The organism is Pseudomonas sp. Irchel s3a18, assembly GCF_900187535.1.
In the GTDB taxonomy this organism is placed as follows: Bacteria; Pseudomonadota; Gammaproteobacteria; order Pseudomonadales; family Pseudomonadaceae; genus Aquipseudomonas.
The window spans coordinates 16,504-38,301 of sequence record NZ_FYDV01000019.1; the positions used below are offsets into that span (position 1 = coordinate 16,504).

The 21,798-nt window shown below is 60.1% G+C and carries 10 protein-coding genes and 2 pseudogenes; all 12 read right to left on the minus strand.

The genetic code is table 11. The features are described 5' to 3' along the window. Positions 1 to 80: 80 nt before the first annotated feature. The 12 genes and pseudogenes from CKW29_RS21310 to CKW29_RS21360 all read right to left on the minus strand — a co-directional run bounded on the left by CKW29_RS21310 (position 81) and on the right by CKW29_RS21360 (position 21,797). The gene (locus CKW29_RS21310; protein WP_095149056.1) at positions 81 to 4,091 is read right to left on the minus strand and encodes a hypothetical protein; all 4,011 of its coding nucleotides are present in this window, start codon (positions 4,089 to 4,091) and stop codon (positions 81 to 83) included. A 1,300-nt stretch (positions 4,092 to 5,391) separates the two neighbouring features. Next, a pseudogene (locus CKW29_RS21315) lies at positions 5,392 to 5,727 on the minus strand (IS5/IS1182 family transposase); the annotation flags it as partial. A gap of 16 nt (positions 5,728 to 5,743) precedes the next feature. Then, entirely contained in the window at positions 5,744 to 6,814 is a 1,071-nt protein-coding gene (locus CKW29_RS21320; protein ID WP_095149089.1) for a 3-deoxy-7-phosphoheptulonate synthase, read from the minus strand. 294 nt (positions 6,815 to 7,108) lie between these two features. Further along, a complete protein-coding gene (thrS, locus tag CKW29_RS21325; RefSeq protein ID WP_095149057.1) occupies positions 7,109 to 9,019 on the minus strand; it encodes a threonine--tRNA ligase in 1,911 nt (636 codons plus the stop codon). Between the two features lie 90 nt (positions 9,020 to 9,109). Further along, a complete protein-coding gene (locus CKW29_RS21330; RefSeq protein WP_095149058.1) occupies positions 9,110 to 10,516 on the minus strand; it encodes a chorismate-binding protein in 1,407 nt (468 codons plus the stop codon). Further along, a complete protein-coding gene (locus tag CKW29_RS21335; RefSeq protein WP_143496898.1) occupies positions 10,513 to 11,307 on the minus strand; it encodes a hypothetical protein in 795 nt (264 codons plus the stop codon). Before CKW29_RS21335 ends, CKW29_RS21330 begins: the two co-directional genes overlap by 4 nt. 38 nt (positions 11,308 to 11,345) lie before the next feature. After that, positions 11,346 to 12,116, minus strand: a complete 771-nt coding sequence (locus CKW29_RS21340; protein ID WP_095149060.1) for a 2,3-dihydro-2,3-dihydroxybenzoate dehydrogenase — start codon at positions 12,114 to 12,116, stop codon at positions 11,346 to 11,348. Continuing rightward, positions 12,113 to 13,006, minus strand: a complete 894-nt coding sequence (locus tag CKW29_RS21345; protein WP_095149061.1) for an isochorismatase family protein — start codon at positions 13,004 to 13,006, stop codon at positions 12,113 to 12,115. The genes CKW29_RS21340 and CKW29_RS21345 overlap by 4 nt, the downstream gene beginning before the upstream one ends. A gap of 31 nt (positions 13,007 to 13,037) precedes the next feature. After that, entirely contained in the window at positions 13,038 to 14,642 is a 1,605-nt protein-coding gene (locus CKW29_RS26350; RefSeq protein WP_371850802.1) for a (2,3-dihydroxybenzoyl)adenylate synthase, read from the minus strand. A 30-nt stretch (positions 14,643 to 14,672) separates the two neighbouring features. Continuing rightward, positions 14,673 to 18,860: pseudogene (locus CKW29_RS21350) on the minus strand (amino acid adenylation domain-containing protein); the annotation flags it as partial. Then, positions 18,772 to 20,478, minus strand: a complete 1,707-nt coding sequence (locus CKW29_RS21355; protein ID WP_095149063.1) for a thiamine pyrophosphate-dependent enzyme — start codon at positions 20,476 to 20,478, stop codon at positions 18,772 to 18,774. The pseudogene CKW29_RS21350 and the gene CKW29_RS21355, both read right to left, overlap by 89 nt. Then, positions 20,475 to 21,797 (minus strand): hypothetical protein, encoded by a 1,323-nt coding sequence (locus tag CKW29_RS21360; protein WP_095149064.1) that lies wholly within the window; start codon positions 21,795 to 21,797, stop codon positions 20,475 to 20,477. The genes CKW29_RS21355 and CKW29_RS21360 overlap by 4 nt, the downstream gene beginning before the upstream one ends. Between the last annotated feature and the right edge of the window lies 1 nt (position 21,798).

A 21,798-nucleotide genomic window follows, 5' to 3' on the forward strand; every position in this document is an offset into this window, starting at 1 on the left:
GCATTATGGCTACTCCAAGGCTCCAGCACGAGCCTGCTCACTACTGTGCTTCATGGCCGGTCTGAGGTGGCGAGGATTGCTCACGACTTCTTCTCCTTGGGGTTCAGCCAATCAAGGACCTGCAGGCATATAGCAGGATCGCCGAGGTCGGCGATCAAGGTATCCTCGGCTTTCTCGCTCGGTCCGGCCTTCACCCATGCGAGCGATGAGTGATTGTCGGGAAGAAGCTGCTCGATAGCTGACCTAGAAGACTCGTCAGGTTCCACAGCAGGCCAAAGCATTAAGAGGAGAAGAGCTCGCCGCTTAGCGTTCGCCGATATTCCGCGCGCAAGCTCAAGGCGCTCATGAAGATCCATTCGACATGCTGCGATGAGGGTCAACATGGCGGCGATTGATGGCTCGCGCTTTGCCAGGAGATCTGCGGTGATCTGGCTAATTATTGCAGAGTCCAGTATATGTACCTCCGTCAACATCGCGCGGGCTGCCGCGCGCCTGACGCGAATGCGACCCGGCGTAACAGCGAGCTCTAAAAGCCGTTCTTGGAACGTGCGTCCGCCCTGCACAGCGATGATCCTGAACAAGCCAGCCCGGACCAGCCAGTCAGAGGTCCCAAGCGCGATCTCCTGTAGTTTTTCAAGGATTTCCGCATCAAGTGGCGCAAGACCGGCGATCGCATCGACTGCCGAGCGCGCGATCGGGAATTTGTCCTCTTCGCCATAGAACCGTGATGATGAAGACCATTGGTCGTGTGCTAGGCGCAGCAGCACTGGAAGATGGTTCAGATGAGGCTTGGTCCCTAGCAGGCGGACCAAGGCCTTCCTCACCGGGCTTCCCTGGGCGTGTGCCAAAGCGAGTAAATCCGCCGGTAGGGGCGCCGTGATGCAGGCTCCGACTTCAAGGAGCGCCTTCGCCACGACATGGGAGTATCTATGGTCCAGCGCCCCGGCGACAACATCCTCCATCCCCAGTGCAATGGCGGCGTCAATTGCTTCGACGCATGATTCATTGTCGTCGCTATGCGCGAGGGTCCACTCTATGTCCGCGCGCGCAGAGCCTGGAAGGTCGAGGTGTCGACGAATGCACAACGCACGCACGCTCGGGCTTGATCGGACCGGTTTTGCCAGCAGGGCGAGTGCGGCCGAAGATAAAGGCTGCGGTTCTTCTTCCACGCTCTTCTGGGCTGCTCTGCACAGCTCCCGAAGCGCCGGATCGAGGCAACTCAGAGCAATTGTAGCGGCTGCTTCATGCTTGTCGCCGTCGCCCTTCCGCCGGTCCTGAAGATGTGCGAGGTCGATCATGAGTTCGACAATCCGCTCATCCTTTCCAACCTGACGAAGCTCATCGGCAATCGTCGGCAGCGAATCAGGCGTCTTTTCAATGACGCACGCCAGTGCGGCATGCCGCACCGCGCTTAGCGAAGACCCCTCACGGATGCGGGAAAGAAGCCGCTCCCGATACTGCTCGTCCCAATGCGGCATCACGATTAACCATAGGGCTTCCTCTTCGTCGCTACCGAAGGCGGCGGCGAAGGCGCCAGCGACTTCGTCGTCAGACGGCGGCTCGGTATCTGCTCCTCTCACGAGAGACCGCATCCAATAGGGGAGGAGCGGCGCGGCGTGTCGGTGCTGCGCGAGGCTGCGCCACCCTTTCACCTTACGCATACGATCGGCATAGGCTTGTAGAAATTCCCCCGCCGTATAACCATCATCATTGTCGGAGAGATATTCGGCATAATCGCTGTTATAAACCCCATTGATGATGGCGAGGTGGGTCGCGCGCGTCTGCGCCTGCTCGTCCGTTGTAGGCGTGAGTACTTCGATCGCTGCATCCACGATAGGCTCGAAGCCGTCAAGATCGCGCAAGGCGCCGGCAGCGATAACATCGGAGGCGTGGGTGACCCCATGGCGGACGATGGCCGCTGCTGTTTCGAGATAGGCTGAGGTCAGGTCGGGCGCCAAGCGATTGAGGTCGTCGACAAAAGACAAACTGTAGTGGTCGCTATCATCTGGCAGCATCTCCCGGATGTAGCGCCCGGCGATCACAGCAATCGTTCGATCCGCGCGCAGGCGGTCATACCAGGCATCGGGATGTTCAGGACGTTCCCAGAAATGCATGCCACCAAAGCTCTGATCCGGTCGGTGTCGGTGTAGAAGGTAGCGAACAAACTCGGCAGCGTTGGACGCAGGTGAACCCGCCGCAGCTGCAAGGCTTGCATATTCGCTCAATTTGACAGAAGGGTCGATGAGGCGATCAGATAGCCAGGCGTCGATCTTAGCTGCCGCTTTAGGCCGCGGAATGAGCCTCAGCTCTGGGATACGCTGGGCAGCAGCGACGATGCGCGCGGCGATCCCTGCTTCCCAATCTTCCCCTGGTCCATCTGGATCGGTCAGTACGTCGAGGAGCGTACGAAGCGCGAGGGTTACGGGAATTGGATGGCGCTTGAGCGCCCCCTCTACACCGGCTTCGACACGGGGATGATAATAACTCACATCCCCTGCGCCCGAACGCAGGTTGCGTGCAGCGACGAAACAATCCACTAAAGGCATAACGCCTTTTTCGAAGGCGGGCAGAGATTCGGCAAGATCAAGCTCCAAGCTGCGAAGCATCCGGAGCGACAGACGATCGCTTGCCTTCAGGAACCCCCAGATGACGGCTGCGGCTCGAACATCTTCCCGCTCCTCAATTTGTTGGATGACTGTCAATTCAATCGACTGCTCATGAGCTTTGGTGATCGCGTCGCCTATGAAAGCACGCTCTCCATATTTCTGTGGACGGCCCATGGTGCGCAGCGCATCGAAAAATTTTTCGATTTCAAGCGGGGTTGCCAACATATCGAGTACCTGCGGCTCTGCTCCGGTCGCCAGTAGGCGCACGTCCCGCGGCAAAGTATCGATTCTAGTGCGATAGAGCCGCTGTCGCTCAGGCTTGCCGTAATGTTCCGCCTCGAGCGGAACCACCCACGGATCAACCGACTTCAGCGCGCCTGACGACATGGCCACGTCCCGCCGGCTCGTGGCGATGATCATGCTATCGGCGCGTGCTCGTCCCAGCCATTGGGCAAGTTCGTCGTTCCAGGGTCGGCTGGCAGGATCGAAATCGTAGCGGCCCCACGGGTCCTCGATGTCATAGAGAACAGGCGGAGGCGTCAGGTCATCGCGCAGCTGCTGCGGACCATGGCGGATTGGAACGCGCGTCAACCCTGGGTTCTCGCGGCGAAGTTCTTCGTAAAGTTTGCTTGTCGCGAGCGTCTTTCCAGTTCCGGATTGGCCAACGATGATAGCGGCGTATTTGGGGCTTCCCATCGCGTCGCGCAGATCTTGCCAGTTTCGGGGTTGGACATAATCGTCGAGTTGCGGCGAACTCGCGAGGTAGCCGTCGTGGTTGCGGATCACCTGCGCGAGGTCCTCCCGGCGCCAGCGTCCCTCGCCCGCGCGCCGAACGCGCAGCCGCGCCTCGTCGCGGAGCGTGCGGAGGCACTCGATCCAGCGCGAGTTCGGGATTCCAAACCGTTCGATCAGGAGTCGTTTGATTTCCTGGATTAAGTGCTCTTCGTCCAAATTGCCGATGACGGCGACGCGACCCGCCGCTCCTGCCGGTAGCTCCTTCACCATCGAGGCAGGCATTCCGCTGCTCTTAGGCCAACTTCCGGGGCGCTTCACTGCTAGCCCTCTCGTTTTTCCGTTTAGAGCCGCGCTGGTTACTAAAAGGTATCGGATAGTAGGGGAGGCCAACCGCCGCGCTGCCGACAATCGGGTTGCGCTTCCATGTTTCAGGACACGACTGATGCCGTTGACGGTCCAGGCGTCGCCGCCGCGGAGCTTTGCCTGCACGACAAGCGTGTAGCCATCCAGACCAACTCGTGTCGCTATGCACCCGGGTTCGTCGTCTGCCAGTTGCGCTTCGAGATCCTCCTCGCTACTGGGCTCAAGTTCGACCATCTGAGTCAGGCCAGAGCCAAGCATTACATCGAGGGCCAACCAGATGGAGATGTCGACTTGATAGTCGTAGCCAGCGAGAGAATGGGCGCCTGAGCCTGCTTCCTCCCCGGTGTCACGGTCAGCTGAGAACATCGGCTCCTCATCCTCGTCCATATCATTCCACTCCGAATTGCGCGCCTGCGTTTCTACAACGGTAGGCATATCCTACTTGAATTCACATAAGCCCCCGCACAGGGCGCAAGCCAGCTGCCAGGTTCTATTGTCGATACCCGCATAAGCCCCACTTTCTTATAGCCGCCTTCAACTCATCGGAGACACCTGCGAGCGTCTGCAATTCGCCGATTGCTGTAGGTCATGATGTACCGTTTGGTCGCGTGCAGCAGAAACTTGGTTTGCAACCATAGGCAGTTTTAAATCCTCACCTATGGTTGTTTTCTGAAAGACCTTGCAGGCCTTGTTCTGTAAGGCCTCCAGAGGGTCACCGGAATCTCAGGATCTAACACCGGTCAACCTGAGCCGTGACCAAATTGAACCCGTGTCTAACGGCCTGACCGGAAGTCGTTCAGTCTGTCCACCTCTAGAAATGAGTGCAGGCGTATGTTTCTCGAGAGACCGAACGTGATATGACGGTTGTTTTCGCCATCGTGGGTGAGCCAATCTGTGATGCACCAACCTAGGCCATCTCCTCATCGACATGGCTGGATTGAGTAGTTGCGATTAGTAGGGCCGCAAACCCCATAGAATCAAGGACTCGTAGTAGTCGACGAAACAACAACCAACCTCCGAAAATGGGTCATATGTAGCGAACGAGCGGGGCCCGAATTACCCCCAAGCCCCACGCCCTCAAGAGGACCCTCTGAAATTTCCCAGCGTGCCAGCGCTCTCCCTATCGCAATTGTCCGTCATCCAATGTGTGACTGATTTAAACAAAAACGGGGGGGGGCAGTGGGAGCAGCCAATGTTTCCGGGGCGTTTGGCGGGGGGACTTGTATCCCAGTATGTTTTTTTGGGGGGGGGGGGCAGATGCAGCCAGATCGCAGGGTAGATCGACAGAGAGGTCAGTTGATCAGTTAGACCAAATCGTCACACTGATAGCAAAATGCTGCACAGTCGGTGTCCGCACTTGTCGAAGCGATGCTGTTTTTTGGCTCTGCCAATCCCCGACAGACGTAGTGGCGGGGGTGTTATGATGGATGCCCCTTGTAGTTAGTCAAGGCGAAGTGACGGTAGCTCACTTTGGGTCGGACGGTTTAAACGTGGGCCATAGTCATAATTGAACCGAGCCTGCGTCAGCTTAGGTGCGTGATCTGCTGGCGATAGACAACTCTACCTCTGGCAGGCGCGAGAGCTAACCGACTGAAGACCACAGCCCGCTTTGCTTTCAGGTGAATCCATGGTTAACCAAGGAGTTAACCTGGTTAACTGCGTGGTTCTGCACCAGAACCAATACAATTTCGGCATCGATATGGGCTTTGGCGCCGAAATTGTATTGGTTGTCCTTCATGGTCTGGTGCATTTCCGGGGCGCGCTCACCGACTTTGTTCTTGGTCGAATTGGGTGTATTGATTCGCGTGGCATCGAAGTTGGAGCCTTGGAGCAAGGACATACCTCGATCGCCCAGATAACCATTGAGCACAGCCAGGATTCCGGTTGCCAGTGCGTGTTTCTCCTGCAAACGACGGTAGTTGAGGATGGTAGTTTCGTCAGGAGTGCGCACTAGGCTCAGTCCGGAAAACTGGTGCAGGATCGTCGTCTCGTAAAGCGTCTCCTCCATCGTTGGGTCGTGCCAGAACACTCGTGCGCAGCTAGGCTATGTCGGCTGTTCGGCGTAGCAGTGCCTGGGTATCGGACCAGCCGAGGCAGCCGTCGGTGATCGATACCCCGTAGCGCAACTGCGCCGAAAGCTCCTGACTACCCGGATTCAAGTGGCTCTCAAGCATGAGACCAAACAGGTCACGGTTGCCCGCTTGGCGCTGCCTTATGACTTCCTCCAATATCTCCGGTTGCCGAGCGAAGTCCTTGCCACTGTTGGCGTGACTGCAGTCCACCAGCAGGCGGGGAGCGATGCCTGCCTTCAGAAGCTGGCGGCGCGCCTCGGCAACATCGTCGGCATGGTGGTTGGGGCCATTGCGACCTCCGCGCAACACTAGGTGGCAATCTGGGTTGCCTAGGCTTTTGATGACCGCCGGCTGGCCATACAGGTCCATACCGAAATACCGGTGAGGATGCGTGGCGCTGGATATGGCATCACACGCGATTCCAAGGCCCCCATCTGTGCCGTTCTTGAAGCCCGCTGGCATTGGTAAGCTACTTACCAGTTCGCGGTGGATCTGTGATTCGCAGGTTCTGGCGCCGATTGCTACCCAGCTCAGCAGATCGGTGAAGTACTGTGCCGCCATAGGTTGCAGCAATTCGCAGGCCAACGGCAAGCCGAGGTCGGCTAGCTCGAGCATGAGCGACCTGGACAGGGCAAGGCCTGCCAGCATGTCGTCGCTGCCATCAAGCGCGGGATCGTACATCAGGCCCTTCCAGCCGATCGTGGTGCGTGGTTTTTCCACATAGGCGCGCATGACGATCAGCAGCCGGTCCTGCAGCTCCACGGCCAAATCAGCCAGGCGGCTGCCATACTCGATCGCCGACTGTCCATGATGCAACGAGCAAGGGCCGACGATAACAAGCAAGCGCGGGTCGTTGCCTTGGATGACGTCTCGGACTTGTTGGCGCTGTTGCCTGATCTGGTCTTCCAGGTGATCGGGTAATGGCAGAGAGGTCCTGAGTGACAGAGGGCTGGGTAAGCGAAGGTCGTCGGGCTCCGCGCCCGGCACGCAAGTGAAGGGCTGGTGTATATCCGAACGCAAGGTGGCGATGGTATTCATGTAGGCATCCTGGTGCTGCTCAAAGGGCACGCTGCACAGCGCTGTAGTGGTCTCGAACATGCTCCTGGCCGGATGCAGCGCGCAGGCATAGCCTGAGCGCGCTTCCATGCAGTCTGGAAGGCGTCTCGAGAGGGTAGTGCGAGAGTGGCGAAAAGCAGGCTAGTCAGGTGGGGCAACAAACATCATGACCTCCTTGGATCAGCTTCCATTCCGAACTGAGGTGTCAGGTGCATGGCTCGTTGGAGAGGCCATGGAGAGGTCCCGTCCGGGGACGGGACCTTTGTTACAGCAGGGTCAGTCGACTACGTTCTCCCTGGTGAGTCGCTCGGCAAAGGCTGCGATGCTCTGCGTGCCGAGGTCTTCGCCTGAGCGCGCGCGGACGGTGACCGTGGCATTCTCTTTCTCGCGATCGCCGATCACCAGCAGATAGGGTACGCGCTGCAAGGTGCTTTCGCGGATCTTGTAGCCAATTTTCTCGTTGCGCAGGTCGGCCTCGACGCGCAGCCCCATGCCCCGCAGCTGCTCACGCACCTGCTCGGCATAAGCGTTCTGCGCGTCTGTCACGGTAAGAACCATGGCCTGCACCGGAGCCAGCCACGTCGGGAAAACCCCGGCATGATGCTCGATTAGGATGCCGATGAACCGCTCCATGGAGCCGACGATGGCACGGTGCAGCATAACCGGCCGCTGCCGTTGGGAGTGCTCGTCCACGTACTCGGCACCGAGGCGATCGGGCATGTGGTAGTCCACCTGGATGGTGCCCACCTGCCATTCGCGGCCAATGGCGTCACGCAGGTGATATTCGATCTTCGGGCTGTAGAACGCGCCCTCGCCGGGCAGCTCCTCCCAGCTCACGCCGCAGGCGGACAAGGCCGAGCGTAGTTGGTTCTCCGCCTTGTCCCATACATCGTCGCTACCCAGGCGCTTGCCTGGCTCGGGGCGCAGGGCGATCTTTACCACCACATCCTCGAAGCCGAAGGCTTTGTAGACCTTTTGCGCTTGGTGATGGAACGTCTGGATTTCCGCTTCGATCTGCTGCTCGGTGCAGAAGATGTGACCGTCGTCCTGGGTGAATGCGCGGACGCGCATGATGCCATGCAGGGCACCCGACGGTTCGTTACGATGGCAGCCACCAAACTCGCCGTAGCGGATCGGCAGTTCCCGGTAACTGCGCAGGCCGAACTTAAAGATCTGGATGTGACCAGGGCAGTTCATCGGCTTGAGTGCGTACTGGCGGTTCTCCGACTCGGTGACGAACATGTTCTCCTTGTAGTTGTCCCAGTGCCCGGAGCGGCGCCATAGGGAGCTGTCCACCACCTGTGGCGAACGCACCTCCTGGTAGCCGTTGTCGCGATACACCTTGCGCATGTATTGCTCGACTGTCTGCCAGATCGACCAGCCCTTGGGATGCCAGAACACCATGCCCGGGGCCTCTTCCTGCTGATGGAATAGATTGAGTTGCTTGGCCAACTTGCGATGGTCGCGCTTCTCGGCCTCTTCCAGCTGCGAGAGGTAGGTTTTCAGCTGTTTTTCGTTCAGCCAGGCCGTGCCGTAGATGCGACTGAGCATGGCGTTGCTGGAGTCACCCCGCCAGTAGGCTCCTGCCACCTTCATGAGCTTGAATGCACCGAGTCTGCCTGTGTCGGGCACATGGGGGCCACGGCACAAGTCGGTAAACTCGCCCTGGCTGTACAGCGAGAGGGTTTCGCTGGCTGGAATGTCTTCGATGATGCGGACCTTATACGACTCGCCCAAGGCGTGGAAGAAGTCGATCGCTAGGTCTCGCGAAAGGGTGCGGCGTTCGATCGGCAGGTTGCTGTCGACGATACGCTTCATTTCCGCTTCGATCAGTGGAAGATCATCGAGAGTGAAGGGGCGCTCGGTGACGAAGTCATAGTAGAAGCCATTGTCGATGACCGGGCCAATGGTGACCTGGGTACCGGGATAGAGGCGTTGCACGGCCTGGGCGAGCAAGTGCGCCGTGGAATGACGCACGATCTCCAGAGCCTCCTGGCTCTTGCTTGTCACGACTTCAACAGTGGCATCGGTTGTCAACTCGAAGGAGGCATCGACCAGACGACCGTCGACCTTGCCCGCGAGTGTGGCAGCAGCCAGACCGATTCCGATGGATTGTGCCAGTTGATGAACGGTGAGCGGCTCCGGGAATTCCCTGCGACTGCCATCCGGTAGAGCAATAGAGACCATAATTTTGCTTGTGCTCGTGTAGTTTGACTTAGGCGCCTGGGCGCCGATATGGGGGCCTCGCGCTATCCTGCACGAAGCATTTTTACGTTATCACGTGGGATAAAACCAAGAGTCGTTTTCTAGATACGGTTTCATCTTGTTGTTGGTCTCAAGCCATTCCCGGTAGGGATCGCTGGCCTTGACGATGCCGCTGCCAGCAAATATATGAACATGCTCCGGTGTAACCTTGGCGGTCCTGATCGCCAAGGCGAAGTTGCATTGGTCCGAGAGCGTTAGGTAGCCCAGGCCACCGGTAAAGAATTCTCGATTGATGAATTCGAAACGACGAATCCGTTCGCCGCTCAGAGCCAGCGGCTTGCCCCAGATGGTGGCGGGCGGGTAGACCGCAGCAAGCGCGTCGAACACATTCGCACCCGGTGTTAGCTCGCCTTCGATCATGCTCTTGAGGTGTTGCACGTAACCGAGGTCGATGACACTCTTCGACTCGCGCAGCTTCAGCGAGCCTGGCTGGCAGACGCCCTGTAGCTGTTCGAGGAACAGCTGGGCGGCGGTTTCGTGCTCCTCCAACTCTTTGCTGTCCGACAGCAACTCTTGGCGATAACGGTCACGCTTGTAGGCCTCGCTGGAGCCTTTACGGGTACCTGCCAATGGCTCGACGATGACCCTGGTGCCAACGGTGCGTATTAGCGTTTCCGGCGAAATACCGATCCATGCGGGGCCGTCGTCCCAGCGAAACAGGTATTCGTAATGATGATTGGGGCGCGGCGCCACTTGCTGGAGCAGTTGCACTGGGTCGACCGCGGCAGCCATCTGCAGCTTGACCTCCCGGCCAATCACTACCTTGTCCGCTTCGCTGACCTCCATTTCCTTGAGCAGATCGAGCAGGTTGTCCACATAGTCCGAACACTGAGGTATCAGTTCACAGCCTTGGACCGCTGGAAGTGAAATAGGACCCTGCGGTGTCAGACGCGCCAGGCAGCGCTCGACACCCTCGCGCAAAGCGTCGTCGAACGTTCCGTAGGTGAGTCGGCCTTGCTCGATCCATAGAAAGAGGTTTGGCAGGGTCATCACCAAGGGCTCTTCCAGTTGCTCAGGATGGGTCGCGCAGCGCCAGCCACCTAGCAAGGGCGTATCGTTGCCCATCGCAGCGAGCGCCGGCGAGGTGCCTCGTAGCGACTTCCAGAAGCGCGCGACGGATTGGAACAGCTGTTCATGGAAAGGCAGGTCGGGATCGAGGTGGAGGGTCTCGCTCAGCAGCACCGTGTCCTGGTCCTGCCAATTGATCCGCAGAGTCTGCAGGTCACGACGCACCCGTAAGCTGTACCGGCTGCCGAGGCCGACCAGCGAGCGGTCCCTGCCTTCGGTATGCTCGCTGAATACGCAGCAGAACTGACTGGCCAGGGCCGGGAAGGTGCTGCTCAGTTCCGCCAGCAGGGCGTTGCCGGTTTCCTGCACGCAAAGAGTAGGGGGGGGCGAAAACTCGAAGTGGCTGATCATGCGCGAGTTGGCTCCTTGAGTATCTGGGCCAGATGGCTGCAAAGCTGTAGGCTTTTTTCGAAATTCGTGGGTTCAGGCAATACCGGATGGCCAGGCGAACCGGCGCTGCACTGCCAGCGATGCACCAAGCCCTGTGGGAGTTTGCCCATGCCCGCCATTGCCCGCAGGCTCTGTGAATTGTTGCGCGAGTCGAACAACCAGAGGCAGCCTTCTTGGTCCGGTGGCACGTCAGAGAGCAGTATCGACTTGCCGGGTTCTCGGGTTGGGTTGACGATGGCAAGCAGGTTCGTCACTTCGTCCGCGGTCAGGCCGTGAACCTCAAGCGCTACGGGGTTGGTTAGCGGGGCGGCTGACCAGGCTCCTTGTTGCTGGCGCAAGCTGTCGGCGCCGAGCCACATCACCGCCCTTTCGATATCAATTGGACCTGATTGCAGTGTCGCCGGATGCGTGGACCAATCGCACGCCAGGTAGGTGTCTGGCAGGCTTAGGATGCTTTCGACCTGCGCTGTCGTCGAATGCAGGATTGTCACGATCGGGCGCTTGAGCATCCAGTGCAGATAGCGACGCAGGCGTTGGCAGGCAGCGGCAACAGCATGGCCGTCCAGGGGCAGATGAATCGGCAACTCGATCCATTGGACGAAGCAATGTCCGGCCAAGGCCATGCTCAATTGGTGTCTGAGCGCAGCCACTGCGGTTTGCCGGTATGACGTGCCGAGCACGGGCGGGATCGCGTGTACGCGTTTGCCGCTCGCACGTGGGTGTGTGGCTAGAGGCGAAATATCGATGTCCATGTGGCAATCCGTCTCGCAATGATTTTTCATACGGGCGCTCAGCCAAACGTGGCGCCACCATCCATGACAAGGTTCTGAAGGGTGATGTGGTTGGCATCGCTCGATAGTAGGAACGTGACACCGGCCGCGATATCCCGGGGTTCGGCGATCTTGCCCAGTGGAATGCCAGTGCGATGCAGGTTTAGATCGCCGCGGATCATGCGTTCATCCAGACCTTCGTCTTCGCCAGCCAACTGGTACAGCATCGGCGTGCGCGTGGAGCCTGGTGATATCACGTTGCAGCGCACGCCATACTTGCCGAGTTCGAGGCCCATGCAACGGGTCAGCATGGCGGCCGCAGCCTTCGACGCGCAGTAGCCACTCAGGTTGACCCGCGGCGTTGTAGCGGCATTGGAGGCGAGGGTCACGATCGAGCCTCGGCGCCTGAGGATCATGCGCCTGACTACGTGCTGGGACACGTGGAAGGTGCCATGCACATTGATTTCGAACAGTTGCAGCCAAGCCTCGTGGGAAAACTGGTCGAACGGTGCCGACTCCAGCGTGCCCGCGGCATTGACCAGGCCCTCGATAGGGTATTGCTCGTCGATGCGATCAATGAGCGCGCCGACCTGCTGACTGTCGGTAATGTCGATAGTGTGCAGTTTTAGATTGTCCGAGGACAGTTGGAGGGCGAGTTGGGCTAGGCCGGCATTGTTGCGATCGAGGGCCAGGACGGTCGCCCCTTCCTCGAGCAGGCGTTCGACCACTGCGGCGCCGATGCCTTGGGCCGCGCCCGTGACGAGGATGGCTTGGCCAGCGAAGCGTTTCATGCAGGCTCCTTGCCGGACTCGGCCAGTTGGCGCTGCTCGATCAGTTGTACCCAAGCCTTAATGCTGCGCCGCTCCAATAGCTCCAGGAAAGTCACCGGCAGGCCGGCCTGCTGCCATTGCTCGAAAAGTACCAGCAGGCGAATCGAGTCCAGGCCCAGCTCGACCGGGTCGTCCACCTGCGCAACACGCTCGACAGGCAGTTCGAGGCATTGGGCGATGTCCTCCAGCAGGCTGGTCGCGCTATGTTGCTGGGGCGAGCCGAGTCCATCGAGCAGTTGCTGGGTCGACAGGACCACGCTCGAGCAATGGGCCATGTGTTCTAAGGCCAGTTGGTGGCGTTCAAGGGAGAAATCGCCCAGGGCGTCGGCCACCACGAACGGCTGGATGTCTGACATGAATGCGTCGGTGGCGGTCACCAGGCAACCGATGTGAGCGTAGACGCCGCAGATTATCAGTTGGTCGCGACCGGCCGAGCGCAGGCGCTCGAGCAGATCGGACCGGGCGAAGGCACTGTAGCGGTGCTTGACCAGCATTACGTCGCACTGCGGATCAGGTGTCAGCCCTGCCACGATGCACGGACTCTGACCATCCTCCAAGAGCCCGGGGCCCCAGAAATCAGAGAGCAGCCCCCGGGATTCCACGCTCTGGTCGCCGGGCTGGGCGGTGTAATAGACGGGTATGTTAAGTGTGTGGCAGGCCTCGCGAATCGTCTGAATACGCTGAACCAGTGTGTCGACGAAGACCTTCGACGCATAGGGTTTGAGGAAGTGGTTCTGCATGTCGTGAATCAGCAGGACTGCCCGCCCCGCATCGACCGTCCATGGCAGCTGCGCACGGCCTATAGGGATGTGGGTCGGAGGGTGGTAGGCCTGGATCTGTGGAATCGCCATACGATTTTCCTTGAACGCGTGGAGGTGCGGGTCACGCAGCGAATTGCTGGCGCAACACTTTCTTGTCAATCTTGCCCAGCGTGGTTTTGGGCAGGCTCGGTACCCACAGGAACTGGTCAGGGATACGTTGGGTGGCAATACCGCGAGCCTGCAGGTGTTTCCTGAGCGCGTCGGTATCGCAGATGGTGTTGGGCACCGCCACCAAGATGGCGCATGATCGCTCTCCCAAAAGAGGATCGGGTATGCCGATGACAGCTACCTCTAGTACGTCGGGGTGGGCCAGCATGTACCCCTCGATCTCCTCAGCGGCGATCTTCTCGCCGCCTCGGTTGATCTGGTCCTTGTGGCGACCAGTGACTACCAGGTAGCCATCGTCGCGCAGACAGACCACGTCGCCGGTTCGGTAGAAGCCATCGGTGGTGAATGCCCTGGAGTTTTGCTGCTGCGCGTCGAGGTAGCCACGGATGGTATAAGGCCCTCGGACAAGCAGATGCCCTTGCTGGTTGTCAGTCACGGGCTGGTCGTCGTCGTCAACCACTAATATCTCGTCCAGCGGGCTCATGGGGCGGCCTTGGGTATGTAGGACGTGCTCAAGACCGTCCTCCAGACCGGTGTAGCAGACCAGCCCCTCGGACATTCCGTAGACCTGTTGCAAGGTGCATGCGAAGGTTTCGGTCAGCCGCTCGGCGACATCGTCGCTCAGCCGTGCTCCGCCCACCTGCAGAAAACGTAGGCTGCTAAGGTCATGCTGGCGCGGTGCATGCAGCCAGGCTTGGGCAAGACTCGGTACGACTGCCGTGAAGTTCACGCCTTCGCGAGCGATGCTGGCGAAACAGGCTGAGCCGCTTGGGTCGGTCTGCATCACCACCCTGCCACCGGCAAGCAGCGTACCGATGAAGCCCGGCGAGCTGAGGGTGAAGTTGTGCCCGGCCGGCAGCACGCATAAGTAGACGCTCTCCGGTGACAGTTGGCAGATCTCGGCGCTGGCGCGGATGCTGTAGAGATAGTCGTCATGGCGCCTGAGGATCAGCTTCGGCATGGCAGTGCTTCCACCTGACAGGGTGATCAGCGCTGGTGCACGGCTGTCCCCGGCTTGCCGGCGGACATTGGCGCCGTAGAGGCTGGAATAGGGGGTGAACTCTTGGGCATCGCCAAGTACGATCACGTGCCGAGGCGCGGCCTGCAGGGATAGCAGTTCACGGGCGATATCGCGGTAGTCGAAGCCCAGGGTACGATCCTTGATCAGATACGCCGCAGCATTGCTGGCTTGAAGGATATGGGAGATCTCGTTGCGCCGGTCGGTGGGCAGAGCGAAGACCGGGATCACACCCAGGCGGAATAGGGCGAAGGTCGTTTCGATGAACTCCAGCACGTTGGGAAGCTGGACCACGACCCGATCACCTGGCTCCAGCCCCAGGCGGGCGAATCCGTCGGCAAGCTGGTTGCAACGGCTGTCTAGCTCGGCGTAGGAAAGCTTACGTTCGCCATCGCTGACGGCGATCCGCTCAGGTGCCTGCTGGGCATGTCGGGCGATACACGCATCCAGAGTCTCGCCGGTCCAGGCACCCTGCTGGCGATAATAGGTTTCGAATACCGCTGGCCAGTATGGCGCGTCAAGGCCAGGAAGCTGAGGCACGGGGGCCTGTGGATTGGCTTGCAGATAATCGAGGCAACGCTGACGCGAATCAGGGCCAAAAACGACCTGCCAACCTTGTGGGACCGGGGCGAAGCTTGGCCACAGTGAAGGCTGTGCCGCACAGTTGCGCAGTAGCAGGAAGCTGCCGTGCTGGGCATCGAAGGGGTTGTTGAAGTCACGCAGCACATGTTGTACCCGCCGTGCCTGGGGCTTGGCCAGCGAGGCGTGACGGAGTAGCAGTATGGTTGCCAGGGCCTCTGGTAGGTCTGAAACGAAGTAGTGCCCGCCGCCTTCGATTACGTCCAGTGAAACCTCTGCACTGTAGGCCTGCCAGTCCAGATAGCGTGTCCCATAGTCCGGTGTTAGCGGGTCATCACTGCCGACGATCACATGGATCGGGGTCTGTAGTCCTGCCCTGTGCCTAGCCTCACGACTGAAGAAGGCTGCCGTCTGGCCGGCATCGTGCTTGGTCATATTGCCGATTGCGGCCAGGCTTTGTTCGTCAGGAACTTCCTTGAATCCGCCCAGCTCGCGCAGGAAGCTGATGATTTGTTCACCGGAACGCAGTGCAACCTCTTGCTCAACCTGCTCGGGCTCTTGGTCCAGTAACATGCCGCCAATGATCAGCCCACGCAGGTCCGCGCCGGCCTTCTCCAAGCGCCGGCTGATGTCCAGGGCCAGGGCGTTGCCGGCGCAGTGGCCATACACCAGCAGTGGCCCTTCCACAGTTGCCAGAACCTCGGTGACCACACCGGCAGCGATAGTGTCGTTGTCCATGAACGGTTCGTCGGCACGAAGGACCTCGTGGCCCGGAAGCAGGACGCACAGGTAGTTGAAGGCGCTACCGAGCTGTTCGACCAGCTTTCGATAAGCAAACGCGTTGCCTCCGGCGAAGGGCACCATCAGCAGCGTGGCACGGTCGGGCCGGGCGCTGGCGCCCATGGCCAGCGTCCAGCCCTGCTCGGTAGAGCTTTCGCCGTTCTGGCGCAGGCAATCAGCGCAGCCACGTGGAGTGGGGTGCTCGAAGAGTTGCATTACAGGCAAGCCCATTTCTCGGCACAAACCAATGGCCTTGATGGAGTCACCACCGATGGTGAAGAAGTCATCGTCGATGCCTATGCGATCGATGCAAAGATGAGCCGACCAACTGCCCAAGACCTGCTCATCGAGGCTGTCGCGCGGGGGTTCCAGGTGACGCTCCTGCCCTGCCTCGATTTGTGGTAAGGCACGCCGGTCCAGCTTGCCATTGGCGGTGATGGAAAAGGCTTCCTGCACGCCAATGGCGGCAGGGACCATGTAGGTCGGTAGATGCTCGCGCAAGTAGTCACGCAGGGCCTCGGTGTCCACGTCGACCAGCGAGTAGCAGGGGGCAGGAACCACGTGGGCAACCAGTTTCGGATCGTTGGCCCGGTCAGTGACAACCAGCGCTACGGCGTTGGATACGGATTTATGGGTGCGCAGGCAGCTCTCGATCTCGCCAAGCTCGATGCGATAGCCACGCAGCTTTACCTGCTGGTCGGCACGTCCGATGTACTCGAGTTCGCCATCGGCCAGGCGAACCGCCACGTCACCGCTGCGGTACATGCGCTGGCCCAGCGACCCGAACGGGTCTGCGACGAAGCGTGTGGCGTCCAACTCGGGCCGAGCCAGATAACCTTGTGCCAAACCTTGGCCACGCACGTACATTTCCCCCTGGGAGCCTACCGGGACTGGTTGCAGCGCATCGTCCAGAACCTGGATGTCCATGTCGGCGAACGGGCGGCCTATCAGGCTGCCGGCATTTGCCAGGACCTGCTCACGGGTGATGAAGCGATGGCAGGTGTTGATGGTGGTTTCGGTGATCCCGTATAAGTTGAGCAACTGCGTCTGGGCGGGACGTGGCAGGTCGAACCAGGGCGCCAATCGTCCGAGGTCAAGAGCTTCGCCGCCGAAGCACTGGTAGCGCAGGCACAGTTGCGCGACAAGTTCAGGATGGTCGGCTTCTGCTTCCATGAAACGATAGAAGGCTGAGGGAATCTGCCCGAACACGGTAACGTGCTCACGGACCACTAGTTGTAGAAGCGCATGAGGATCGCGGGTAGTGTCCACTGGCACGATCACCAGGCGACCACCATGCAGTAGTGCTCCCCACATTTCCCAGACCGACGCGTCGAAGATATATGCGTGGCAACCGGTCCAGACGTCACTGCTGCGGTAGTTGAACCAGGTATGGGTGCTGCTGAACAACCGCACGACGTTCTGGTGACTGACGCACACACCTTTTGGCTTTCCTGTGGAGCCTGAGGTGTAGATCACATAGGCGCGGTCCAGGGCCCGTGGGCCTTGTTTCGGTGGCTCGTCCGAGGCAAGTTGCAACGCGTCAAGCGTGTCGCTGGCATCCACGCTGATCGTACGCTGATCGGTCAGCAGCGCACTTGCCTTGGGCGCGGTGGATTCGCTGCACAGCATCAGGTCGGCGGCACATTCGTCGAGGATGCCGGCCAGCCGCTCTTCGGGCGCGTCTGGGTCGAGCGGCACATAGGCCGCGCCACATTTGAGGACGGCAAGGATGCTGACCACTGTGTCCAGTGAGCGATGCAGCAGTAGGGCGATGGTGCGCTGCGGTGTCGAAGAGCGGGTTGGAAGATGGGTCCTAATGAGGTGCGCGAGGCGGTTGGCGCGTTGGTCCAGTTCCAAGTAGCTCAGTGAGCTGTCGCCGAGCGTCACCGCGATGGCGTCCGGCGAAGTGGCGACCCAGTGCGAGAAACCGTCGGTGAGCGTGGTCTGCTCGACCGGTCTGTCAGGTAGGGTTGGGCAAGGCGCCTGAGCATGAGCGACCAGTTGTCCGAGCGGCTTGTCCATGGCATTGGCAAATGTTTCGACGAAGCTCAGGAATCGCTCCACGTGGCCAGCTAACGTTTGCTCGTCGTACAGGTCAGGATTGGCCATGCCGCAGACCAGTAGACCTTTGCCAGGCACAGGCTGGACAAGCAGCGATAGGTCATCGGCAGCGCCAGCGCTGAGGACTTCGGTATGTCCTTGGAGCTGGCCGAAGGCCAAGGGAGGCGAGAAGATGTCGATATTGATCTGCGGCCCCGTCAGGCGACGGTCTTCACCCAACAGATTACTGTCCCGACGAATTTCTTCCGCCCGATAGCGTTGGTGATTGCGCATCGAGGCCAGCGATGCACTGATCTCGCCCACCAGGTCACGGACACTGGTCCACGGGTCGATCCGTGCCTGCAACGGCAGAACATTGGCCAGCGTGCAGGGAACGTCGTGGGCCTGGGTGTCGAGGCGGTTCATCATCGGAATGCCGACTACCACGTCACGATGACCGGTGCTGCGGCCGATGAAGGCGGCGAAGGCACCGATCAGTACATGCACCCAATGGCCTTGCAGATGCCCCGCGCACTCGCGCAACTGTTCGAAGGTCTCTGTGGATAGCAGGCTGCGATGCATAATTGCTTGCCGTACCGGCAGCTTCACCAGCGGGTTGAGGCTTGCCACCGTCACTGAATGGTCAACCCGTTCGAGCCAGTACGCGCGGTCCAGTTCGAATTGTGGCGAGGTACGGTAGGCCTGCTCCGCCTCAAGCACCTTGGAAATTTCGCCCAGGGGGGCTCCGATGCTGGGGCCGCCGCACTGCTGCCCATACAGGTCCGCCAAACGCTTGAGGAACAGTCCAAGCCCAACGCCGTCGAGAGCCAGGTGGTGGCTCTTGATGTACAGCCAGTCGGCTTCCCCGGCGATCCTGATACGTGTCGTCTGTAGCAGCGGATGTTGACCAAGATCCATCGCCGTTGCCAGATCACTGGCCATCCAACGTCGAGCTTGTGGTTCATCGGCGAATGTCACCAGCGGAACCTCTATCGGCTGTGCGGTGAGGATTTCCTGGTGAACCTGTCCTTGCTCCTCGCGCAGGCGGGCACGCAAGCAATCGCTCTCGCTCAGGGCCTGGCTCACAGCGAGGTTCAGCCGCGCCTGGTCCAGATGGCCATCGAAACGAATGACGCTGGCGATGTTGTAGGCAGCGCTGTCGGTGGCCATCTGATGCCCCAGCCAGATGGCTTGTTGGGCGGCAGTGAGTGGGACTGTGGTGACGGCTTCCATTAATAACGACTCCATTCTGTGTCTGGGGCAGGGAGGTTCAGGCCTTGGGTAAGTGCTGCTGCTTCTGCACAGCGTCGAAGAAGCGCTCACATAGATAGGAACGGGTGTCGGGTGCGATGCGAGCATCGATCAGAATGGGTCTGTCCATGGCCATGGCCTCGGCAAGCTGTCCACGAAGCTGCTCCGACGTGTGCGCGGTGAACCCCTGAACCTTGTGGAAGCGGGCGATATTGACGAACTCGAGGTCTGGCTGCTCGGTCAGCGCACGGTCCTGTGGCTTGCCGGAAAGCGAGGTCCAGCGACGATTGTTGAGGATCACAATGATCGGGCTGGTGCCGAAACGGGCCGCGTGCATCAGTTCGTTGCCCGTCATGTGGAATGCACCGTCACCCACCAGCACGATAGGCCGCTTGCCAGTGGCTAGCTGATACCCGATGGCACCTGGGACCGCCAGGCCCATGCTCATGTACAGAGAGGAGGCCAGCACATCCCGGGGGAACATGCCCAACGACATGAAGAAGGCATCACCGCAGTCGACGATGAGGTCCAGCTCGGCATTGTCGGCGAACACCCTGTTGAGCTCGTCGATGATTTCGTAGGGAGTCAGTGCCGTGTCCGAGGCCAGTAGCCGTTCGGGCAAGGGTGGGCGGATGAAGGCGGTCTCCTGGCCATCCAGGGGGGCAAGCAACTGGCCATGGCGGCTGGAGTTGCCGGCGAGGCCTACCAGGGCGCGCAGGAAGGCCTCGGTACTCAGGTCGAAGCGCTGGCGTCCGACCATCACCAAGCCATCGTTGGCGTGGATCAGCCGTCCACCTGCGATCTGGCTGGCGATGCCCATGTTGACGTCGGAGTTCGGCTCACCGAGCAGTATCAGTACATCGCAGTCATCGACCAGGGCCTGTGTCAGTCGCGATGGTGATGCAGGCCCGGCGTAGATACCCCTGTAGTTGGCATGGTCCACCTGCAGGCCACCACGCGACATCGGTGTTTCCACCCAGGGCAGCCCCAAGGCTTCGCACAGCGCCAAAGCCTCGCTTCCCAGTCTACCGCGCTTGACGTCAAGGCCTGGAACCAGCACCGGTTGGCGTGCCTGTTCGATGAGCCTGAGGGCCTTCTCGGCGGCGCTTAGTGCGACGTGGTCGAAGAGCATCGGCTCGCGTTTCAACTGCGCACGCCGGGGCGTATGCCGTACCTTGTGCAGGAATAGGTCGCGAGGGATCTCGACATAGACCGGACGCGAGTGGCGCATGGCGATGACGATCGCTTCGCGCAGCTGTTCCTGAGCCTGATGGGGGTCCTCGATGCAGGCTTGGTGCACCGTGATTTCTTTCATCAGTCGCAGTTGGGTGCCGTGGTCTACAATAGTGTGGTGGGCGAACATCGAGCCTTGGCGTTCCTTGTGTCCGGGCGAGCCTGAGATGACCAGCAGTGGCAGGCGCTCGACATAGGCTTGGGCGATGCCGTTGATGGCATTCAGTGCGCCCACTCCGTAGGTGAAGCAGACTGCACCCGGAGCCTCTTTGCCGAGGGCGTAGCCTAGGGCGGTCAAGGTCGTGCTGTACTCGTGGGACATGGTGCGCAGCGCCAGGCCAGGCGTACCGAGCATCTCCCTGGACAGTTGCATGGTGAAGTCACCGGGGATGCAGAACAGGTCGCTGATGTCGCTTTCCACCAAGACATGGCCGACCAACTGGCCGAGGGTCATCTCCCGGGTCGAGGTGAACAGACGGGTCAATGCATTCATCGCTGGATTCCTCGCTCGAGAAGGCGGCGGCGCGATTCGTCGATCTGTTGGTCGAACGAGTAGGCCAGTGGCGCCAGGGGGAAGTCACCCAGCAGTTCCTTGACCTTGGATGCGACACGTGCAGGCTCGGTACGCTTGAAGTACAGGTCCGCGATGAGTCCGGCCACTCGACGGAAATCGTCCTCCTTCATGCCGCGGCGCGTCATGGCCTGCACACCCAGACGGATGCCATGCATGCCCGGCTTGCCCGGAATCTCTATGTTGGTCGAGCGAATGCCGCCGGCGTGCAGGCTGTCCACGCACATGGACAAGGCCTGCTGCAGGTCGCCCACTGCAAAATGGACCTGGTGAGTCTCTGTGAAGCCAAACGACTCGCCAGAGACGTTCAGGCCCAGTTCGTGCAACTGGTTTGCCAGAGCCTTAGCGTTGCGCACCATCTGGTGTGCGTAGGCCGGCCCGAAGGCTTCCATTTCCTTGAAGGCTGCCCACATCGAAGGCAGCAATTCGGCGTGGCAATTGCTCTGCAGGTGTGGGCAAACCCACAACGAGGTCTCGACCAGTAGCGGATGCTGGGCAGATTTGAATGCGATAAAGCCCTTCTGCGGTCCGGGTATGGTCTTGTGGGTGTTGCCATGGGCGATGTCGGCCCCGCAGGCCAGCGGGGAGTCGAACACACCTCCCAGGATCAGGCCGCCGTCATGACTCATGTCATAGGTCAGTGTGCAGGAGTCTGGAAGGATTGCGCGAATCTCGGCCAGCGGCTGCCAGCGCAGCTTGAAGGATTGGTCGAGGATAACGATGCGGATATGCGGGTTGCGTCGAACCATGTCATCGAGCTTGGCCACGTCGATCAGCAGGCTTTGGGGATCGACGGGCAGATGGAATATTTCGATGCCCATCTTGGTCGCCAATTGTTCCAGCGCGAAGTGTCCGCCATCGCGGTGAGCAAAGTGCACGAAGCCTTCACCCTGCTTGCAGGCCGCAAGCATCAGGGCCTGCTCGGCGGGGGAGCCGCCATTGGGGCGCCAGTCGAACGCCTGTGCACCCATCATCCGTTTTGCTAGGCCGCGAAGATCGTCGGCGATCTCGTTCATTTGCCCGGGTTCGGGAAAATGCCATTCGCCCAGAGGCACCGGAAACGGAAAGGAGCAATGGTAGAACGCCCCTGCAGTGCTACCGGAGGTGAGGCGCACCAGCTCGCTCGGGTAGTTCTCGTTGGCGGTCAGGCTCAGGGTGTCCTGGCGGTATTTGTAATCCTGCCCGAGCGTCTGTGCCAACCAATCGATGACTGGGCCTACGTTGCTTTCGTCCTGCTTCATG